Below are 17,073 nucleotides of genomic sequence, written 5' to 3' on the forward strand. Positions count from 1 at the left end.
CTACCCTTGCCCCCTTTCGGAGCCCCCATGGAAAAGCGCCAAGAACTCTACGCCGGTAAGGCGAAATCTGTGTATACCACCGACGATCCGGATTTGTTGGTGCTCAATTTTCGGGATGACACCAGTGCCTTTGATGGCAAAAAAGTGGAGTCGTTGGCCCGTAAGGGAATGGTCAATAACATCTTTAACGCCTTCATTATGGAGCGGTTACAGGAAGCCGGTATCCCAACCCACTTTGAAAAGCAGCTTTCTGATACGGAAAGTTTAGTTAAAAAGATGCAGATGATTCCCGTCGAGTGTGTCGTGCGCAATATCGCCGCTGGGGGCCTCGTTAAACGGTTAGGCATTGAAGAGGGGATAGCGCTTACCCTTCCAACCTTCGAGCTGTTCTTGAAGAATGACGAGAAAGGCGACCCGATGATAAACGAGTCGCTAGCGGAGACATTTGGCTGGGCAACGCCTGAGCAGTTAGCTCAAATGAAGGCATTAACCTTTAAGGTTAATCATGTCCTCAAAGCACTGTTCGCAGAGGGCGATATGCTGCTGGTAGATTACAAGCTGGAATTTGGCGTGTTCAAAGGTGAAATAGTGCTGGGCGATGAGTTCTCACCGGATGGTTGCCGCTTATGGGACGCCAATACCCGTGAAAAGCTCGATAAAGATCGCTTCCGTCAGGGGCTGGGCGGTGTGATTGAGGCTTACGAAGAAGTTGGCCGCCGTCTGGGGATTACGTTTCCCGCTTAAATCTTCAGCATTGCTTCATGGCGTCTCGTAAGATTCGATAGCCACCACCTCTAGTGTGGTGGCTTCGCTGTTTTGGTATGGCTGAAACTTAACGTCCACATCACGCAGGCGCACGCCATATAGGCGGCCAGAGGCAGCGCCTTTTTGCTGATAAGCTGGTCTCGGGTCTTGTCTCAACACTTGTTCTATTAGTGCGTGTAAGGTAACGCCATCTTGCCGTTGGGCAAGCGCTGCTAGGGCCGTTGGATGGAAAGTGACTTCAATCAATGGCGGCGTACTAGGCGCAAAGCCTGAGCGCGCATCAGGACATGCTTCGGCCCAGGGCAGGTAGGGCTTTATATCCACTACCGGAGTGCCGCTGACCAAGTCGCAGCCTGATAGCGTCAGCGTCACGCCGTTTTGAGTGTTAATGCCTGTTAAAGCTACCAGTGAAAGCCCTAGGCGATTCGGGCGGTGCGTGCTGCGGCTGGCAAAAACGCCCACCTTTTTGTTGCCTCCCAGGCGCGGTGGTCGTACTAACGGCGACCAGCGCTCAGGGCTCTGGTGAAAAATGAAGGTTAACCAGAGATGGCTGAAATCTTCTAGGCCACGCACTGTTAACGGGTCGTTGTAAGGGGCCGTGAGTACAAGTCTGGCCTGTGAGGCTGGTGCGAGCCCGGGCTGGCGCGGAATGCCGAACTTGTCCGGGTAGTCGCTCACCACATGGCCAATGGGAGATAGCGTAAAATGCTCGTTGTGCAGGGCGTCGTCCATCACACTGCCTTTTACTGGAAACTGGCCGCGTAGTATAAAGCAGGCCGGTAAATTAAGTGTGATCGAATGATCCTTTATCGAAAGAACCTTTTTCAAATGTACGCCGAACAGCTCAGAGGTGACGTATGACCAATACCGAGGAGCACAAAACGGTAGTGCCCACAGGCGCGCGAGTGATTTATCGCGCAGCGTTGGCACGCGACGCGGCTGATCAGGCTGAAGTCTTTTATCATGCTGTGATGCAGGGCGCGGCGGCTCATTACACGCTCTCCGAGAGGCGTGCGTGGGCTCAGGCCCTGCCACGAGAGGGCAGTGCGTGGGCGGTGCGCCAAGCGCTGTATACCACGCTAGTAGCTACTTGCGATGGCCGGTGCGTCGGGTTTCTGGAGTTGGGCTTATCCACAGGGCGAATTGAGACGCTCTATGTATGGCCGTCATTAGCAGGCCGCGGCATTGGCGCGACGTTGCTTGTCCACGCAGAGCGAATGTTGCTTGAAGAAGGCAAAGGGCGCGTGGAGATAGAGGCGAGCCTGGTGCTATATGAGCGCCTGCTGCGCCGCGGCTGGGAGAGCCACGGCGAACAGTGGGTGGAGCGCAGTGGAGAGCGGCTCCAGCGTTACCGGCTATCAAAGTCTCTTAGCGCCATTGAAACGTAGGTCGATTCATAATGAGTCCTTACACGCTATAGCTGCGTGTAATGCGCATCGATAAATCAATCGAGGCGATATCCTTGGTGAGCGCGCCGCTAGAGATACAGTCGACGCCGGTGTCGGCAATCGCCCGCAACGTGTTGGCATCCACGTTGCCTGAGGCTTCCAGTGTGGCGCGGCCACCGTTAATTTCGACCGCAACGTAAAGGTCTTCAATGGCGAAGTTGTCGAGCATCACAATATCGGCGCCGGCAGCCAGCGCCTGGTCCAACTCCTCAAAGGTTTCGACCTCAACTTCCACAGGCAGGTCGCTGGCAAGCTGTCGTGCCTGGGCGACCGCCGCTTGAATACCACCGCAGGCGGTGATGTGGTTTTCTTTGATCAAAAATGCATCCCACAGGCCAAGCCGATGATTGTGGCCGCCGCCGCAGGTAACCGCATATTTCTGCGCTAGGCGCATGCCAGGCAGTGTTTTGCGAGTGTCGAGCAGGCGTGCGCTGGTGCCTTCAATCAGGTCCACATAGGTACGTGTGGCGGTGGCCGTGGCACACAGCGTTTGCAGCACATTGAGAGCCGCGCGTTCGCCGGTGAGCAGCGTGCGGGCGGGACCTTCTAGGGTTAAGAAACGCTGGCCCGCCTCAAGCTTATCACCGTCGGCGGCGTGCCAAGTTAAGCTTGCGCGGCTATCTAAGCGGCGAAAGATTTCGTCCACCCAGGCTGCGCCGCATAGCACGGCGGCTTCGCGGGTAATAATATCTGCCGTGGCCCACTGGTGTTCAGGGATTAATTGCGCGGTAATATCGCCAGGGCCAACGTCTTCTGCTATCAGGCGAGCAGCGCTGGCGCGGATTTCTTCGGCAAGAGCAGATTGATAGTGCATAGCGTTGGGTTCTCTGGGCGTCTTCAAGTGTGTGCGGCCAGTATAATGAAAGAAAGCGGTGAATGAGAGCGCTAACGAAAAGGAGGTCCGCGCGTGGAAAACCAACAAGCGCTTAGCGGCTGGTGGGGAAGTGCACGAAAAGTCGTCTCGCCTAACGTTGATAATCGGCCTGACGGCGAGGTGTCGCTGCTGGTTATTCATGCGATCAGCCTACCGCCGGGCGAGTTTAGCGGTGCAGCGATCGAAGCGCTGTTTACCAATCAGCTGGTAATCGATGAGCATCCTTTTTTTGCCGATATTGCCCACCTGCGCGTATCTGCTCACTTGTTGATACGCCGCGATGGCGAGTGCGTCCAGTTTGTTGATACCGATCAGCGTGCCTGGCATGCAGGGCGTTCTTGCTGGTGGGATGCGCGGCAAACTATTTGGCGCACAACGCTTAACGATTTCTCAGTGGGTATTGAGCTAGAAGGTGATGATGTAACACCGTTTACCAAGGCGCAGTATCAAGCGCTGGCACGGGCAACAAAGTGGTTAATGAGCCGCTACCCGCAGCTGGATAGTAGGCGTATCACCGGCCATGCGCATGTTGCGCCACTGCGTAAAACAGACCCTGGCCCAGCATTTGATTGGGCGTATTTTCATCGGCTGATAGCAGAGTGTGGTAAATGCTAACGTTTATAAGCGCATCCATATAAGTACTTCATTAATTAAATAATAAAACGGTAGTTTAATTACAGGATGCAGGCATTTAGTCATACTAGCTGATGTTCTATAAAATGCTTATGTTGCAGTGCAATAGTTTGTTTTCGATAGGCTTTTACGTTGATCTAGAATTGGCAGCGTGGCGACTTTGCGGTATCTTCACCTATACAAAAGGCTAACTTTTACGACATTTGTGTAGCTTTACTACATCAAGATGTACGTAGCTTGTTGAATGTAGAGCGAAAACCTATCCGGCAACCATTTGCCGGCTGAATGTTGGTGCGTAGTGGTATGCCACACCACCGCCCCAGGCCCTACCGGGTAGCGGGGATTATTGTCATTTATCGTCATTCGGAGAGACCTCTATGAGTCTGAAGACAAGAGAAGATCTCGATCCGATCGAAACTACGGAATGGATAGACTCCTTAGAATCGGTGTTGGATCGTGAGGGCGAAGATCGTGCCCGCTACCTAATGACCCGCCTGGCGGATCGTCTGCGCCGGGATGGGATGAAGGTACCCTTCTCGGTGACAACCCCGCACCGTAATACGATCCCGGTTCATCGCGAAGCGCCGATGCCTGGCGATTTGTTCATGGAGCGCCGTATCCGCTCTTTGATTCGTTACAACGCTATTGCGCAGGTTATTCGCAATAACCGCGCCAAGCCGGGCCTGGGTGGCCATATTGCCAGCTTTATGTCATCGGCAACGCTGTATGACGTAGGCTTTAACCACTTCTTCCGCGCTGCTAAAGATGATTTTGCCGGTGACTTGATTTATATCCAGGGTCATGTGGCACCAGGCATCTATGCCCGCTCTTTCTTAGAAGGGCGTCTAAGCGAAGCGCAGATGGACAAGTTCCGCCAGGAAGTCGATGGCGATGGCCTTTCTTCTTACCCGCACCCGTGGTTAATGCCCGATTACTGGCAGTTCCCCACGGTATCGATGGGACTAGGGCCGATTCAGGCGATTTACCAGGCTCACGTGATGAAGTATCTGCATCATCGCGAGCTGAAGGATATGCACGACCGTAAAATCTGGTGCTTCATGGGTGACGGCGAGTGTGACGAGCCGGAATCGCTGGGCGCTATTTCGTTGGCGGGCCGTGAAAACCTCGACAACCTGATCTTCGTGATCAACTGCAACCTCCAGCGTCTTGACGGTCCTGTTCGCGGTAACTCTCGCGTCATGGACGAGTTCGAAGGCGTATTCCGTGGCGCTGGCTGGAACGTTATTAAGGTCGTTTGGGGCCGCCACTGGGATCCGCTGTTCGAGAAGGATAAAAAAGGCATCCTTCAAAACCGCATGGACGAAGCGGTCGATGGCGAGTACCAGAACTACAAAGCCAACGGCGGTGCCTACACCCGTGAGCACTTCTTTGGTAAGTATCCAGAAACCGAAGAGATGGTTAAAGATCTCTCTGACGATGATATCTGGAAGCTCAACCGCGGCGGCCACGACCCGTTCAAGGTCTATGCGGCGTATAACGAAGCGGTTAATACCTCTAACGGCAAGCCGACGGTCATTTTAGCGCATACCGTAAAAGGCTACGGTATGGGTAGCGGCGATGGTGAAGCTGAAAACGGCGCGCACCAGGTCAAGAGCATGGAACACGAAGCGCTCAAGACCTTCCGCGACCGCTTTGGCATTCCGCTGACCGACGAGCAACTGAAAGACGTGCCTTACTACAAGCCGGATGATGAATCTCCCGAGCTTAAGTACATGCATCTTCAGCGTGAACGCTTGAATGGCTACCTACCTAGCCGTCGCAGTGATTTCGAAGCCTTAGAAATTCCTTCGCTGGAAGATAAGACCTTTGCCTCGCAAATGGTTGGTTCGAAAGGCCGTGAAGTCTCCACCACGATGTCTTTTGTGCGGATACTCAACGGTTTGGTCAAGGATAAGAAGCTAGGCAAGTATGTTGTGCCGATTATCCCTGATGAAGCGCGTACTTTCGGCATGGAAGGCATGTTCCGTCAGCTAGGTATCTATACCGCTGAAGGTCAGAAATATGAGCCGGTCGATAAAGGCCAGATCATGTTCTACCGCGAGGATCAGAAAGGTCAGATTCTTGAGGAAGGTATTACCGAGCCGGGCGCCATGTCTGCCTGGATCGCCGCGGCAACGTCCTACAGTAATAACCATGTGACGCTATTGCCGTTCTACATCTATTACTCAATGTTTGGTTTCCAGCGTATTGGCGACCTAGCTTGGGCGGCGGGTGACCTGCAGGCGCGCGGCTTTATGGTCGGCGGCACGGCGGGGCGTACCACGCTGAACGGCGAAGGGTTACAGCATCAAGATGGCCATAGCCTGCTTCAGGCGTCGCTCATCCCTAACTGCCGTAGCTACGACCCGACCTATGCGCATGAAGTGGCGGTGATTGTTCAGGATGGTTTGAAACGCATGTTCACCGATAAGGAGAACTGCTTCTACTACCTGACCGTGATGAACGAGAACTACGAGCACCCTGTGTTGGAAGACGTACCGGCCGACGATATCGTCAAAGGTATGTACCTGCTGCGCGAAACCAAGGGTGACAAAGGCCGCGTTCAGCTGCTTGGTTCTGGCACCATTCTGCGTGAAGTGGAAGCGGCAGCCGAGCTGCTTGAAAACGAGTGGGGCATTGGCGCCGACATTTGGAGCGTGACCAGCTTTAACGAGCTGCGTCGTGAAGCGCTGCTGCTAGATCGTGAAGCCTTCCTAAGCCCAGATGCTGAAGCGCTCAAGCCGCACGTCACGAAGTGCTTGGAAGGTCGTGAAGGGCCGGTGATTGCCTCGACCGATTACATGAAGCTCTACGCTGATCAAGTGCGTGCTTGGGTACCGGGCGACTACACTGTACTAGGTACCGATGGCTACGGTCGTTCGGACACGCGTGAGAAGCTGCGTTACTTCTTCGAAGTTGACCGTTACTTCGTCACCGTCGCCGCGCTGCGTGCGCTGGCAGACCGTGGCGAGATTGATCGCAAACTTGTCGGCGAAGCGCTGAAGAAGTACGGCATTGATGCCAGTAAGCCTAACCCGCTGACTAGCTAAACCGCTGCCCGGTGGGCAAGTGCCCACCGGCTCGATCCGATTTGGAAGGAGCGCGACCTTGAGTAGCGAAATCATCAAAGTTCCCGATATCGGTGGTGATGCCGATGTCGAAATCATCGAGATTGCGGTGTCAGAAGGCGACGTCATTGAAGCGGAAGACACCCTGATCACTCTGGAATCTGATAAAGCCAGCATGGATGTGCCTGCCCCGAAAGGCGGCAAGGTCATTAAAGTGTTGGTCAAAGAAGGCGACACCGTTTCCGAAGGGGACGATATCGTTGAGCTAGAAGTTGAAGGCGGCGGCGAAAGTGGTGACGAGGGCGACGATGCGCAGCCAGATGCTGACGCTGAAAGCCAGCCAGAGGCCGCACCGGCGAAAGAAGATAAAGCTGAAAAGCCGTCCCAAGAGCAAAAGCCTGCTGCTAAAAAGTCGGCCGGTGGTAAGCAAGCGGTCGATATCATAGTGCCTGACTTAGGCGGCTCTGATAGCGTAGAAATTATTGAAGTCGCTGTAAGTGAAGGCGACGAAGTAGAGGCTGAAGACACGCTGATTACCTTGGAGTCTGATAAGGCCTCCATGGACGTGCCGAGCCCTTATAGTGGCAAAATCGTTACCTTCACTGTGAAAGAGGGCGATACCGTTTCCGAAGGCGATGTTATTGGCCAGATGGAAGTCGCGGGTGAAGGCGGTGAAGAAGAGACTGAGGAAGCCTCTGACGAGGAAGCTTCTAGCCAAGCCAGCAGTGAGCCTGAAGAGTCGTCTGACGAAGATGATGATCAGGAAGAGGCTACAAGCGGCGAGCCGGAGCGCAAAGAAATTCGCGTGCCGGAGATGTCGGGTGCCTCTGACGTGCCGATTATTGAAATTGGCGTGGCCGCAGGTGATGAAATCAACGTGGAAGATGCGCTGATTACGCTGGAATCTGACAAAGCCTCGATGGACGTGCCCAGCCCCTATAAAGGTAAGCTCATTGAGTTAACCGTTAAAGAGGGCGACACCGTCTCTGAAGGCGATGTGATTGGCTATATCGAAGTGGCTGCCAGCGGTAAAAAAGCCGCGCCGAAAAAGGTCGCCCCTGAGAAAGCTGCGCCTGAAAAGGATAAAGGCAGTGCTAGCCCAGCCAGCGATAAAGCCTCTGCCTCACCAGCGGGTACGCCAAGTCCTGAAGCACAGATGGCGGCCCACAAACCCCGTGATGGCAAGCTAGTTCATGCCGGACCTGCCGTACGTATGCTGGCGCGTGAGCTGGGTGTCGATATCGGGCTAGTGAAGCCTAGCGGCCCGAAAGATCGCGTGCTCAAAGAGGACGTGCAGTCTTACGTCAAGCAGGCAATTGCCAATCAGGGAGCTGCTCCGCAAGGCGCAGCAGCGGCGACTGGCGGCGCGGGTATTCCGCCAATCCCCGCCGTCGACTTCAGCCAGTTTGGTGAAGTGGAAGAGAAGCCGATGGGGCGTCTGCTCAAGATGGGCGCTACTAACCTGCATCGCAGCTGGCTCAATGTTCCTCACGTCACGCAGTTTGACGAAGCGGACATTACCGAGCTTGAGGCTTTCCGCAAAGCCATGAAGGCTGAAGCCGAAGCGCAGGGGGCTAAGCTCACGCCGCTACCCTTTATGGTCAAAGCCTGTGCTTTTGCACTGCGTAAATTCCCGCAGTTCAATGTCAGCTTGAAGGGCAATGGCGAAACGCTGGTATGGAAGAACTATGTTCATATTGGTATCGCTGTTGATACCCCTGATGGCCTGATGGTGCCTGTGCTGCGTGATGCTGATAAAAAGTCCTTGATTGAGATTGCTAAGGACATGGCTGATCTGGGCAAAAAAGCACAAAGCAAAAAGCTCAAGCGTGACGAAATGACCGGTGGTTGCTTCACTATTTCGAGCCTCGGTTCGATTGGTGGTACGGCATTTACACCGATCGTCAACGCGCCGGAAGTTGCTATTCTGGGGGTGTCGAAAGCGCAGATGAAGCCGGTATGGGATGGCAATGCTTTCCAACCGCGTTTGATGATGCCGCTTTCGCTCTCTTATGACCACCGAGCGATCAACGGAGCTGATGCAGCACGCTTCACCGCCTTCTTGGCCGACGTACTGACTGATATTCGTCGTTTACTTCTGTAATCGATAGAATTAAAGTTTCGCAAGCGGCGCCCCTCGGGGCGCCGCTTGTGTTTGGTTTGAATGCGTCGCGCAGATATTGGCATTTTCAGTTCTAAAGGCGACCAAAGTAGAGTTTTAAACGGCTATTTGTGCTCACCTAGCTGTTTTAATTTAAAAAAGTGGAATAAAAACGGGTCTCTCAGGCTTTTGGGGAGTTGTGTCGTCTGGTGGGCACGGTTATTGTCGGGTAATACATTTTTTCATATTTTTAAACTTCAAGGAGCAGTGCCATGCGTTTAATCCTGTTGGGTGCCCCCGGCGCCGGGAAGGGGACTCAAGCTCAGTTTATTTGTGAGCAATTCAAGATTCCTCAGATTTCCACCGGGGATATGCTGCGCACGGCCATTAAAGATGGCACTGAGCTGGGCCTAAAAGTAAAAGAGATCATGAACAGCGGCGGCTTGGTATCAGACGACATTATTATCGATCTGGTTAAAGAGCGCATTGGCCAGCCAGACTGCGAAAACGGCTTTCTATTCGATGGTTTTCCACGCACGATCCCCCAGGCTGACGCGATGAAAGAAGGCGGCGTTAAGCTGGATCATGTAGTGGAGATTGCCGTGCCCGATGAAGAAATCGTCAATCGTTTAGCCGGGCGTCGCGTTCATCCAGCCTCTGGCCGTGTCTACCACGTTGAGCATAATCCGCCCAAAGAGCCGGGCAAAGATAATGTCACCGGCGAAGCGCTTATTCAGCGTGAAGATGATCAAGAGTCCACGGTGCGTAATCGTTTATCGGTTTATCATGATCAAACGGCCCCGCTGGTCGACTACTATCAGCAATGGGCAACGGAAGATGCTGAAAGCGCCCCGCAATACCACCGTATTGAAGGTGTAGGCAGTGTGAGCGACATTACCCGCCAAGTGAAAGAAGCGCTGAGCTAAGTCGCAAAACGCACTACATTGGCTATACATAGAACTTTGATGATGGCTCGCTTTAAGCGGGCCATCGTCGTGTTAGCGTGGTGTGGGTATAATGTCGCAATGTTTCTTTCGAGTGGCCCTTTGCTATGCCGTTATATTTGCTTGCCCTTGACGCCTCATCGAGCGCTTGCTCCGTCGCTCTGCTTCGCCAAGAAGACGCCTCTGACACTGGGCATCTAGCGCCCGAGAACCTAACGCCCGAACATCCGGAGGCCGAATGTCTGGCACGTTTTGAAATGACGCCTCGAGCCCATACGCGTCGATTACTGCCAATGGTAGATGAAGTGCTTGCCGAAGCGCAGGTAACCCCAGCTCAGCTTGACGCCGTAGCGTTTGGCCGCGGCCCAGGGTCGTTTACCGGGCTGCGCATTGCCGCGGGTGCTGCCCAGGGGCTTGCCTTTGGTTTGGACCGCCCGCTCCTGGGTATTTCTACGCTGGAAGCCCTTGCCCTTCAGGCACACCGGCGCTATCACCTGCGCCATGTTGTGACGGCTATCGATGCCCGCATGGGCGAGATCTATGCCGCAACGTGGCATTGCCTGAAAGACACTATTACGGTGATGAGCGCGGAGGCCGTGTTAGCCCCAGAGGCGATGCGACTGCCCTGCGGAGAAACCGACTGGGTCGGCGTCGGCAGCGGCTTTACATTATGGGAACGCTTCACGACCGATGTGCAGCTTAGTATGCCCCAGCACTTGTGTGACCTTGAGCCTCGCGCTGAAGAAATGGCATGGCTAGCGGCGCGTGACTTTGCAGCTGGGCTTGGCCAAGCGGCGCATTTGATTCAACCGGTTTATCTGCGTAATGACGTTGCTTGGAAAAAGCCCGCGTGATCGGTGTGCAGAGTGATCTTGAGAGCGATATTAATAATATCGCTTTGCCAGCGGGTTTGCGCCTAATACAAGGCGATGAAGGGCTGGCACTAGTGGGTGATGAGGTTCGCTACGGGAAGCCGCTAAGCGTTGATTTTACGGCGGGCAAGGCTGCCCATCGGCGCCGCTTTGGCGGTGGGCGTGGTCAGCTAGTCGCCAAAGCCTGCGGGCTGAGCAAAGGCGTATCGCCTAGTATTGTTGATGCGACTGCAGGGCTGGGGCGCGATGCCTTTGTACTCGCAAGCCTCGGTGCACAGGTGCTGTTAATTGAGCGGGTAGCGGCGATTGCAGCGCTGCTGGAAGATGGCCTAAAGCGGGCATTGAAGCATAGCGAGACAGCAGATATTGCTGCACGCATGATGCTCGCACACGGCGATGCTGCTCAATCGTTGGCGCAGTTGGTTGCCAGCGCCTGTTTTACCCCGCAGGTCATACATCTTGATCCTATGTTTCCCCATCGTGAGAAGTCCGCGCTGGTGAAAAAAGAGATGCGCCTGTTTCGCGAGCTCGCCGGTGATGATAACGATGCCCCGCGGCTGCTTGAAGCAGCGCTGGATGTGGCGACTCATCGCGTGGTCGTTAAGCGTCCGCGCAAGGCGCCGCCTATTGCTGGGCCTGCACCTCAGCACACGCTAGAAGGCAAAACCAGTCGCTATGATTTATACGTCCATCGTTCGTTAGTACGGTAGCTCACCGGTAACGCAAGGAGTACCCATGCATAATGCGTGGCGGGAAGGAAATCAATTTACGTTGCTGCCAGAAGCCACGCGCTTTCTTCCGGCCATGTTTGAAGCGGTCAATGCCGCGCAGCACTATGTGCTGGTCGAACTTTATCTGATGGAGTCTGGCGAGCTTGCTAGTCAAGCTATTGATGCGCTCATTGGCGCTGCAGGGCGCGGCGTCTGCGTCTGTTTGCTACTCGATGGCTATGGTTCGATGGGGCTATCCCGTGCTGATCGACAGCGGTTGAAGCAAGGCGGCGTTCAACTACGTTTTTTTAACCCGCTAGGCTTTCACTCTTTAGCCCTGAACTTGAGCCGCGATCACCGTAAAATTGTCGTTATTGATGGTGAGCTGGCGTTTACCGGTGGTTTTGGTGCGGTCGATGAGTTTCTCAATGCTTGGTACGAGATTGCGCTGCGTATTGAGGGCCCGGTTGTGGCTGACTGGGAGCTGCTATTTCGGCGGCTGTGGTATTCGCGGCTAACCCGCGCTGAAAAGGGTGACGAGCGTGCGGTCGGGCTGCCTGAAAGACGCGAGCCGCGGGCGCAGCTTAACGGCATGCCTGGGCGAGCGATGTCGGCATGGGGCTATCGCTATCAAGCTATTCGCCATTCATTGCACGGGCGTGTGAGTAATGCCAAAACGCAGCTATGGCTATGCACGCCGTATTTTGTGCCAACGTTTGCCCTGCGCCGCCGCTTAGTTCGAGCGGCGCGTCGAGGTGTTGATGTGCGCTTACTGCTGCCCGGTGCCAAGCATGATCATCCCGGCGTTCGTTTTGCCGGCCAGCGTTTTTATCAGACAATGCTTAAGGCCGGGGTGCGCATCTTTGAGTTCCAGCCGACGTTCATTCATGCCAAGTTTGTGCTCGCCGACGAGTGGGTCAGTATCGGTTCGTGTAATTTTGATCACTGGAACTTGCACTGGAACCTCGAGGCCAATCAAGAGGTAATGGACCCACGGCTGGCAACTGAAGTACGCCAGCTTTTTGAGCGCAACTTCGCCACCAGCCAAGAAGTGGATGCGAAAACGTGGGCAGCGCGCCCCTGGGGGCAGCGCGCCAAAGAGTGGGTCTATGGGGTCCTAGATGCGATGGTGACGCGTCTTAAATAGCGCTTGAAACTGACTCTTGAAGCCTGCTCTTGAGACCTGTTCTCGGGACCTGTTCTTGAAACCCGCTTTGAAAATTAGCACATGGAAGTTTGCAAGAGCGCCTAGCGTTTTTTACCTTTAGCGGGCGTCTTCTTGCGTGGTTTAGGCTTAGGCGTTTCCGGCGGCACGCGGTAGTGCAGGTAAAGATCCAGCACCAGCTCTGGCAGCTGTACCACCAGCGACTCTTGGCGCTGCTGGTCCTTGGCTAGTTCGACCATGTCTGGCTCGTCGTCGAACAGGCCCGATAGCAGCATGAACGGCAGTAGTAGTGTGGCCGCAGCCTCTTCATCGTCCTGGAACCAGGCGCTCTCATCGCTGAAAACGCCTTCCATGAAGCCCGCACACCAGTCGCCAATCGGGGTGTCTTCAGCAGGTTCGCCGCCTAGCGTCAGCTCGAAAGGCAGTTCCGTTAAGCCGCCTTGCTCCAATACCGCCACTGCATTGTCACGCAGCAGGGTGAGTAGTGTAATAATCTCATCGCGCTCGGCGTCATCGGCGTAACGCGGCTCTCCTTGGAACAGCTCGGCCAGCCACTGGCCGGGCGGCAGCTCACTAGGCGCGACGGCAAGCGCGACTAAGAATCCATGGGCGGAGATTAGATCCAGGGCGTCTTCATCCACTTGATCTGAAGCAAGGAAGTCGTCCAATCTATCCAACTGCTCATCGTCGAGCAGGGGGTGCGGTGGCGTGTTCGGTTCTTGGGTGTCGCTACGCTCTGCCATGAGTAAAGCCTCATTAATGCGAATCGGTCATCATCGGATACTATGTATCCCTATCAACGTGTACCTATTACGGCTAGTTTATCACTAATGAGTACTATACCTCTGCCTCCATGGCCTGCTGCCGAACTGGCCGCCATGACGACAACCGATTTGCACCATGCCGCGTGCACGCGCGTAGAGCAGGCGTGGCAACGCTGCTGTGAGGTATGCCCGCCGCTGCCCGCTCCGAAGGTTTGGTTTGACTTACGAGGCGCCTGCGCTGGCCAGGCGCATCTCAGCCGTGGCGGCTTACGCTTAAACCCGGTGCTGCTAAGTGAAAACCGCACGGCTTTTTTTGATGACGTTATCCCACATGAAATGGCCCACTGGCTGGTATTTCATTTAGATAATGGCCCACGCTTGAAGCCTCACGGACGTGAGTGGAAAACGGTGATGCGGGATCTGTTCGGTTTGGCGCCACGTGTGACGCATCAGTTCGATATTCAGCAGGCGCAGTCGGCACCTTATCGCTATCAGTGTGGCTGTCGAATTCATCGTTTTACACCAAGACGCCACGCGCTAGCGGCAAGCGGACGTGGGTATCGCTGCCGACACTGTGTTAAGACCTTGGTCTACGCACCAGAAGATGTGCTTTGATTCTATTGTAAATATATGTTTTTTAAGTAAAAGTTTTTAATACCAATGTCTAAAGGGAAGCTTGCTCACGGAGGTTTATGCTAGAGGAACCTTATTGGCAGTCGATAGGCCTGATAATACTCAGCCCACGTCATAAAGACAGATGTCGACGACAGTTTCTTTAGCACGATCATTTATTTAGAAAGTGCATTTTCACGCACAGAGGCAATGTCATGAGCAATCAACAGAAAGTCTATCCGGTGCGCGACGATTTCGCCGCCAAAGCATGGGCCGACAAAGCCAAGTATGAGGCCATGTATCAGCAGTCGCTGGACGATCCGGAAGCCTTCTGGGCAGAGCAGGCCCAGCGCCTTGACTGGGTTAAGGCACCTACTAAGATCAAAAACACTTCCTTTGCGCGTGATAACGTCGATATCCGTTGGTTTGAAGATGGATTGCTTAACGTCAGCGCCAACTGTTTGGATCGCCACTTAGACAAGCGTGGCGATCAAACTGCGATTATTTGGGAGGGCGATAATCCCAATGAATCCAAGCGCATTAGCTATCGCGAGCTGTACGCACGTACGAACCAGCTAGCCAACGCGCTAAAAGAGCTAGGGATTGGTAGGGGCGATACCGTCACGCTGTATATGCCGATGATTCCTGAGGCCGCTATGGCGATGCTTGCTTGCGCGCGCATCGGTGCGGTGCACTCGGTGGTATTTGGCGGATTCTCTCCGGATGCGGTTGCCCAACGCGTGATTGGTTCGGACTCCAAACTTGTAATCACCGCCGATGAGTCGGTACGGGGTGGCAAGCACGTGCCGCTTAAAGAAAACGTGGATTCCGCACTGACCCGCGAAGGCACTGACGTATGCAAAAACGTACTGGTGGTGAAGCGCACCGGCGGCGACATTGACTGGAACGATGGTCGTGATATTTGGTTTGATGCGCTTGTCGACAAACAGTCAAGCGAGTGCGAAGCCGAAGCCATGGGAGCGGAAGACCCGCTATTTATTCTGTATACCTCTGGCTCTACCGGCGCGCCGAAAGGACTCAAACACACCACCGGCGGCTACCTGACCTACGCCGCTATGACTCACCAGTATGTGTTTGACTATCAGGATGGTGAAATTTACTGGTGTACAGCGGATGTGGGCTGGGTAACTGGCCACAGCTATATCGTATATGGCCCGTTAGCGAACGGCGCGACGACCCTTATGTTTGAGGGCGTGCCGAACTATCCGACCCACGGTCGGATGGGCGAGATCGTTGATAAGCACAACGTTAATATTCTTTATACTGCGCCCACGGCGGTGCGTGCATTAATGGCGCACGGCGACAACGTTATGGATTCGAGCAAGCGTGACAGCCTGCGCCTGCTTGGCTCTGTGGGTGAACCGATCAATCCGGAAGCCTGGGAATGGTTCTATCGGGTTATCGGCAATGAGAATTGCCCAATTGTCGATACCTGGTGGCAAACCGAAACCGGCGGGATCATGATTGCCCCGCTGCCAGGTGCCACGCCGCTTAAACCTGGTTCTGCGACCGTACCGTTCTTTGGCGTGAAGCCGGCCTTGGTCGACAATGAAGGCAAGATACTTGAGGGTGCCACTGAAGGTAACCTGGCTATTCTCGATTCTTGGCCGGGGCAGGCGCGCTCTATCTGGAATGATCACGAGCGCTTTATCCAGACTTATTTTTCGACCTATGACGGTATGTATTTCACGGGTGATGGCTGCCGCCGCGATGAGGATGGCTACTATTGGATCACCGGGCGCGTTGATGACGTGCTTAACGTGTCTGGTCACCGCATGGGGACAGCCGAAATTGAGTCATCATTGGTAGCACACAGCGCCGTTGCTGAAGCGGCCGTGGTAGGCTTTCCGCATGATATTAAGGGGCAAGGGATCTACATCTATGTCACCTTGAATGACGGTATCGAGGAGACTGACGAGCTCAAAAAAGAGCTGACGCAGTGGGTTCGGAAAGATATCGGCCCGATTGCATCGCCGGATGTCATTCAGTGGGCGCCAAGCTTGCCGAAAACTCGTTCCGGTAAAATCATGCGGCGCATTCTGCGCAAGATAGCCGCAAACGAGTGCGATGGGTTAGGCGATACCAGCACCTTGGCTGATCCATCGGTGGTCGACCAGTTGATTGAACATCGCGCGAATCAATAGCGGCGATATTTTTCTTTCAACAACATTCTTTTAATAACATTGGCGGTAATGCGCCGTTTTAATTAAACAGTGCCGACCCGAGTAGGTCGGCACTGTTGTGTTGGTTGATATGAATTTTTCTTTGTATGAGTTTTCAATGGTACGATCGATCGATTACAAATTATGCATGTGATGCTTGGGCATGATGAGGCCCATGGGGTACCATGCTTCACAACCGCAAGAGCCTAGCGTCGGGGTAGCAGACAGCCCCGCTGTTCAAGGAACCGGAGAAATATCCATGGCAGTAGCTCATAAGTTTATCGTCGCTGACGATCACCCGCTGTTTCGTGCAGCGCTGACCCAAGCGTTACGCCAGTTAGCTCCCCAGGCGGAAATTGTCGAAGCGGATACCATGGAAGCCACTAATGAAGTGGTGAATCGCCACCCGGATGCTGACTTGATTCTCTTGGATCTGCATATGCCTGGGGCCCACGGCTTCTCTGGCTTGATTCAGTTACGTGGCCAAATGCCCGATATTCCTGTTGCTGTCGTATCTGGAAGCGACGAGCCTTACGTCGTTCGTCGTGCTATTGACTACGGCGCGTCGGGTTTTATCCCTAAATCTTCGTCTCTACAACTAATTGCTGAGGCCGTCGGTGAAATTCTTAAGGGTGAAGTATGGTTGCCCGAGGCATTAGCCAACGTGCTGGAAGAAACCAGTGAAGAGGAGTCGCGCTTTGCTGAAGCGATTGCTTCGCTAACCCCCCAGCAATTTCGCGTATTGAATATGCTGACGGAAGGGCTGCTGAACAAACAGATCGCCTACGAGCTAAGCGTTTCGGAAGCGACGATCAAAGCTCACGTGACCGCGATTTTGCGTAAGCTGGGCGTGCACTCACGTACCCAGGCCGTCATTGCTGCACAGAAGTTGGAAGTTGAGCCACCGAAGGTTGCATCGTAAGCGCTTGCTAGC

At 54.3% G+C, this 17,073-nt stretch carries 15 protein-coding genes; 12 read left to right on the forward strand and 3 right to left on the reverse strand.

The window, feature by feature from the left end:
- The first annotated feature begins 27 nt into the window (after positions 1 to 27).
- The gene (purC, locus tag ACT3TF_RS00595; protein WP_441686810.1) at positions 28 to 744 is read left to right on the forward strand and encodes a phosphoribosylaminoimidazolesuccinocarboxamide synthase; all 717 of its coding nucleotides are present in this window, start codon (positions 28 to 30) and stop codon (positions 742 to 744) included.
- Between the two features lie 15 nt (positions 745 to 759).
- On the opposite strand, the gene tsaA is transcribed toward purC, so the two are convergent.
- Positions 760 to 1,497: a tRNA (N6-threonylcarbamoyladenosine(37)-N6)-methyltransferase TrmO gene (gene tsaA / locus ACT3TF_RS00600; protein ID WP_441686809.1), complete on the reverse strand. Its 738-nt coding sequence runs from the start codon at positions 1,495 to 1,497 to the stop codon at positions 760 to 762.
- Positions 1,498 to 1,622: 125 nt separating this feature from the next.
- On the opposite strand from tsaA, the gene ACT3TF_RS00605 reads away from it, so the two are divergent.
- Positions 1,623 to 2,153 (forward strand): GNAT family N-acetyltransferase, encoded by a 531-nt coding sequence (locus tag ACT3TF_RS00605; protein ID WP_441686808.1) that lies wholly within the window; start codon positions 1,623 to 1,625, stop codon positions 2,151 to 2,153.
- Positions 2,154 to 2,172: 19 nt separating this feature from the next.
- On the opposite strand, the gene nadC is transcribed toward ACT3TF_RS00605, so the two are convergent.
- Complete coding sequence (nadC, locus tag ACT3TF_RS00610) at positions 2,173 to 3,027, reverse strand: carboxylating nicotinate-nucleotide diphosphorylase (RefSeq protein ID WP_444671379.1); 855 nt, start codon at positions 3,025 to 3,027, stop codon at positions 2,173 to 2,175.
- 93 nt (positions 3,028 to 3,120) lie between these two features.
- Here nadC and ampD point away from each other — a divergent pair, with 93 nt between their 5' ends.
- The 7 genes from ampD to ACT3TF_RS00645 all read left to right on the forward strand — a co-directional run bounded on the left by ampD (position 3,121) and on the right by ACT3TF_RS00645 (position 12,562).
- Complete coding sequence (gene ampD, locus ACT3TF_RS00615; RefSeq protein WP_444625112.1) at positions 3,121 to 3,702, forward strand: 1,6-anhydro-N-acetylmuramyl-L-alanine amidase AmpD; 582 nt, start codon at positions 3,121 to 3,123, stop codon at positions 3,700 to 3,702.
- Between the two features lie 395 nt (positions 3,703 to 4,097).
- On the forward strand, positions 4,098 to 6,770 hold the full coding sequence (gene aceE, locus ACT3TF_RS00620) for a pyruvate dehydrogenase (acetyl-transferring), homodimeric type (RefSeq protein ID WP_441686310.1): 2,673 nt from the start codon (positions 4,098 to 4,100) through the stop codon (positions 6,768 to 6,770).
- Between the two features lie 58 nt (positions 6,771 to 6,828).
- The gene (gene aceF, locus ACT3TF_RS00625; protein ID WP_441686308.1) at positions 6,829 to 8,892 is read left to right on the forward strand and encodes a pyruvate dehydrogenase complex dihydrolipoyllysine-residue acetyltransferase; all 2,064 of its coding nucleotides are present in this window, start codon (positions 6,829 to 6,831) and stop codon (positions 8,890 to 8,892) included.
- A 269-nt stretch (positions 8,893 to 9,161) separates the two neighbouring features.
- Positions 9,162 to 9,815, forward strand: a complete 654-nt coding sequence (adk, locus tag ACT3TF_RS00630; protein ID WP_441686306.1) for an adenylate kinase — start codon at positions 9,162 to 9,164, stop codon at positions 9,813 to 9,815.
- Between the two features lie 125 nt (positions 9,816 to 9,940).
- The gene (tsaB, locus tag ACT3TF_RS00635; protein ID WP_441686304.1) at positions 9,941 to 10,687 is read left to right on the forward strand and encodes a tRNA (adenosine(37)-N6)-threonylcarbamoyltransferase complex dimerization subunit type 1 TsaB; all 747 of its coding nucleotides are present in this window, start codon (positions 9,941 to 9,943) and stop codon (positions 10,685 to 10,687) included.
- Positions 10,688 to 10,692: 5 nt separating this feature from the next.
- The gene (locus ACT3TF_RS00640) at positions 10,693 to 11,415 is read left to right on the forward strand and encodes a class I SAM-dependent methyltransferase (protein ID WP_441686314.1); all 723 of its coding nucleotides are present in this window, start codon (positions 10,693 to 10,695) and stop codon (positions 11,413 to 11,415) included.
- A gap of 25 nt (positions 11,416 to 11,440) precedes the next feature.
- The gene (locus ACT3TF_RS00645; RefSeq protein WP_441686302.1) at positions 11,441 to 12,562 is read left to right on the forward strand and encodes a phospholipase D-like domain-containing protein; all 1,122 of its coding nucleotides are present in this window, start codon (positions 11,441 to 11,443) and stop codon (positions 12,560 to 12,562) included.
- Between the two features lie 101 nt (positions 12,563 to 12,663).
- On the opposite strand, the gene ACT3TF_RS00650 is transcribed toward ACT3TF_RS00645, so the two are convergent.
- The gene (locus tag ACT3TF_RS00650) at positions 12,664 to 13,323 is read right to left on the reverse strand and encodes a YecA/YgfB family protein (RefSeq protein WP_441686300.1); all 660 of its coding nucleotides are present in this window, start codon (positions 13,321 to 13,323) and stop codon (positions 12,664 to 12,666) included.
- A gap of 87 nt (positions 13,324 to 13,410) precedes the next feature.
- Here ACT3TF_RS00650 and ACT3TF_RS00655 point away from each other — a divergent pair, with 87 nt between their 5' ends.
- The 3 genes from ACT3TF_RS00655 (at position 13,411) to ACT3TF_RS00665 (ending at position 17,061) form a co-directional block, all read left to right on the forward strand.
- The gene (locus ACT3TF_RS00655) at positions 13,411 to 13,959 is read left to right on the forward strand and encodes a SprT family zinc-dependent metalloprotease (protein ID WP_441686298.1); all 549 of its coding nucleotides are present in this window, start codon (positions 13,411 to 13,413) and stop codon (positions 13,957 to 13,959) included.
- 212 nt (positions 13,960 to 14,171) lie between these two features.
- A complete protein-coding gene (acs, locus tag ACT3TF_RS00660) occupies positions 14,172 to 16,121 on the forward strand; it encodes an acetate--CoA ligase (protein ID WP_441686296.1) in 1,950 nt (649 codons plus the stop codon).
- Positions 16,122 to 16,398: 277 nt separating this feature from the next.
- Positions 16,399 to 17,061 (forward strand): response regulator, encoded by a 663-nt coding sequence (locus tag ACT3TF_RS00665; RefSeq protein WP_096278245.1) that lies wholly within the window; start codon positions 16,399 to 16,401, stop codon positions 17,059 to 17,061.
- Positions 17,062 to 17,073: the final 12 nt, after the last annotated feature.

Origin of the sequence: Halomonas sp. AOP25-F1-15, from assembly GCF_052378675.1 — a bacterium.
GTDB classification, from domain to species: domain Bacteria; phylum Pseudomonadota; class Gammaproteobacteria; order Pseudomonadales; family Halomonadaceae; genus Vreelandella; species Vreelandella casei.

What these genes read in the sequence shown, in the direction of transcription:
- purC (WP_441686810.1), top strand. Translation starts at nt 28, where the DNA reads ATGGAAAAGCGCCAAGAACTCTACGCCGGTAAGGCGAAATCTGTGTAT.
- tsaA (WP_441686809.1), bottom strand. Translation starts at nt 1,497, where the DNA reads ATGGACGACGCCCTGCACAACGAGCATTTTACGCTATCTCCCATTGGC.
- ACT3TF_RS00605 (WP_441686808.1), top strand. Translation starts at nt 1,623, where the DNA reads ATGACCAATACCGAGGAGCACAAAACGGTAGTGCCCACAGGCGCGCGA.
- nadC (WP_444671379.1), bottom strand. Translation starts at nt 3,027, where the DNA reads ATGCACTATCAATCTGCTCTTGCCGAAGAAATCCGCGCCAGCGCTGCT.
- aceE (WP_441686310.1), top strand. Translation starts at nt 4,098, where the DNA reads ATGAGTCTGAAGACAAGAGAAGATCTCGATCCGATCGAAACTACGGAA.
- adk (WP_441686306.1), top strand. Translation starts at nt 9,162, where the DNA reads ATGCGTTTAATCCTGTTGGGTGCCCCCGGCGCCGGGAAGGGGACTCAA.
- tsaB (WP_441686304.1), top strand. Translation starts at nt 9,941, where the DNA reads ATGCCGTTATATTTGCTTGCCCTTGACGCCTCATCGAGCGCTTGCTCC.
- ACT3TF_RS00645 (WP_441686302.1), top strand. Translation starts at nt 11,441, where the DNA reads ATGCATAATGCGTGGCGGGAAGGAAATCAATTTACGTTGCTGCCAGAA.
- ACT3TF_RS00650 (WP_441686300.1), bottom strand. Translation starts at nt 13,323, where the DNA reads ATGGCAGAGCGTAGCGACACCCAAGAACCGAACACGCCACCGCACCCC.
- ACT3TF_RS00655 (WP_441686298.1), top strand. Translation starts at nt 13,411, where the DNA reads ATGAGTACTATACCTCTGCCTCCATGGCCTGCTGCCGAACTGGCCGCC.
- acs (WP_441686296.1), top strand. Translation starts at nt 14,172, where the DNA reads ATGAGCAATCAACAGAAAGTCTATCCGGTGCGCGACGATTTCGCCGCC.
- ACT3TF_RS00665 (WP_096278245.1), top strand. Translation starts at nt 16,399, where the DNA reads ATGGCAGTAGCTCATAAGTTTATCGTCGCTGACGATCACCCGCTGTTT.